At 65.8% G+C, this 2,161-nt stretch carries 3 protein-coding genes; all 3 read right to left on the reverse strand.

Going from position 1 to position 2,161, the window contains the following annotated elements:
- The coding region (locus AB4Y86_RS17350; RefSeq protein ID WP_441403407.1) for an ABC transporter ATP-binding protein at window positions 1-466 on the reverse strand (466 nt) is incomplete at its 3' end.
- Window positions 467-578: 112 nt separating this feature from the next.
- A complete protein-coding gene (locus tag AB4Y86_RS17355) occupies window positions 579-1,352 on the reverse strand; it encodes an ABC transporter permease (protein ID WP_441403408.1) in 774 nt (257 codons plus the stop codon).
- Complete coding sequence (locus AB4Y86_RS17360) at window positions 1,349-2,149, reverse strand: ABC transporter permease (RefSeq protein ID WP_441403409.1); 801 nt, start codon at window positions 2,147-2,149, stop codon at window positions 1,349-1,351. Before AB4Y86_RS17360 ends, AB4Y86_RS17355 begins: the two co-directional genes overlap by 4 nt.
- Window positions 2,150-2,161 lie beyond the last annotated feature (12 nt).

Here is a 2,161-nt window from a genome sequence, read left to right on the forward strand (position 1 = left end):
GCACCTCGGGCTGGTACGCGATGGCGCGGGCGATCGCCACGCGCTGCTGCATGCCGCCGGAAAGCTGCCAGGGGTAGGAGCGCGGGACGTGGGCCAGTCCGACGGCTTCGAGGGCCTCGTCGACGAGTTTGTCCCGCTCGGCCTTCGGCACGCCCTGGTTCTTCAGGGGCAACTCAACGTTGTCCCGGACCCGCATCCAGGGGAACAGGGACCGGCCGTACTCCTGGAAGACGACCGCCATCTTCTTCGGCGGCCCGGACACCCGCTTGCCGTCCAGCAGGACCTCCCCCTCGGTGGGCGCCATCAAACCGGAGATGCACTTCAGGAGCGTGGTCTTGCCGGAACCCGAGGGACCCACGAGGCACGCCAGTTCGCCGGCGCGCAGATCGAAGGTAAGGTTGCGGACCGCCTCGATGTCGCCGCCGTCGGTCTGGTAGACCTTCTTCAGACCGCGGACGGAGAGCATTGCCTCCGGCTGTGTCGTCCCGGCTGGCAGTGTCGTCCCGGCTGRCAGTGTCGTCCCGGCTGGCAGTGTCGTCCCGGCTGGCTGCGTCGTCCCGGCTGGCGCCGGGGTGGGGTCAGGCTGCATTTTCTACCTCTTTCTGGCCGTGGTACCAGCGCAGGATGTTCCGCTCGGCCCACTGGAAGATGAACGACATCGCCACGCCCAGCAGGCCCAGCACCACGATGCCGGACCACATTTCCGGGATGGCGAAGGAGCGCTGGAACTGGACAATGGTGAAGCCAAGCCCTGAGGACGAGGCGAACATTTCGGAAATGACCATCAGGATCAGCCCGAGGGAAAGCGACTGGCGCACACCCGCCAGGATCTGCGGACTKGCCGACGGCAAGACCAGGTAGCGGACCCGGGCCCACCCATCGATGCCGTAGGTGTGCGCGGAATCCGAGAGGACGCCGTCGACAGCGCGGACCCCTTCGATGGTGTTGAGCAGGACCGGCCAGACACAGCCGGAGACGATGACGGCGATCTTCATGGAGTCAGTGATGCCCATCAGCAGGATCAGCACCGGAACAAGGACGGGCGGCGGGATGGCGCGGAAGAACTCCAACACCGGTTCCAGCAGGGCCCGCAGCCAGCGGACCGAGCCGATGAGCACGCCGCCCACCACGCCGATCACGATCGCCGCGACGACGCCGATCAGGAGCCGGCCGACGCTGGGCAGCACATCGGTGACGAAGCGGGGGCCGAACCAGACTTCGCCGAACTTGCCGACCAGGGCGGCCGGGGTTGGAACGAAGAAGTTAACCGCCCCGAGGGTCGAGACCCACCAGAGCAGGATCAGCAGGGCCGGCAGCGCCAGCACGTAGCCGAGAGTCTTCAGGGCTTTCATACGATCACCTCGGAACGGACGGAGCTGTGCCAGGAGAGGGTTTTCTTCTCGATCAGCCGCATCAGGGCATTGATCAGGACACCGATCAGGCCGGTGGCAAGGACGAGCGCGTACATGCCGGAGATGGCGCCGCCGGACTGGGCGAGGGCAATTTCCCGGCCCAGTCCCGGGGAACCGATCACGAGTTCCGCCGTGATGGCGAGCACGAGCGCCACCGTGGCGGCGAGCCGGACGCCGGTCATCAGGTAAGGCAGTGCGGTGGGGAACACCACGTAGCGGATCCGTGCCATCCGGCCCAGACCATACGTCTTCGCGGTGTTGTTGGCGACCATGTCGACGTCGGCCACGCCGTAAAGGACCTGGATCAGCACCTGCCAGAAGGCGGCGTAGGTGATCAGCATCAGGGACGACTCCATCTTCACGCCGAAAAGCAGCACGGCGAGCGGAATCAGGGCCACTGACGGGATGGGACGCAGGAACTCGACGGTGGAGTTGGTCGCCTTCCGCAGGAAATCACTGGAGCCGATGATGAATCCCAGCAGCACGGCCAGGGCTACGGCGATGATGAGGCCCAGGAACCAGGCCGACATGGTCTCACCGACCGAAATCCAGAATGCTGTCAGGCCGAAGTCGCGCACAAGAGCCAGGATAACTTCGCTGGCCGGTGGCAGGAATTGCTCGTCAATGAGGCCGAGCCGGGGAATAAGTTCCCACGTTGCCAGGAATCCGATGATCCCCGCGAGGCCGAGCAGCTGTTTTGTCGGTAGTTTGCGGCCGGACCGGCGGTCCCGTCCCACGCTGGGGACGGG

Source organism: Arthrobacter sp. 2YAF22_2, assembly GCF_052114645.1.
GTDB lineage: Bacteria > Actinomycetota > Actinomycetes > Actinomycetales > Micrococcaceae > Arthrobacter.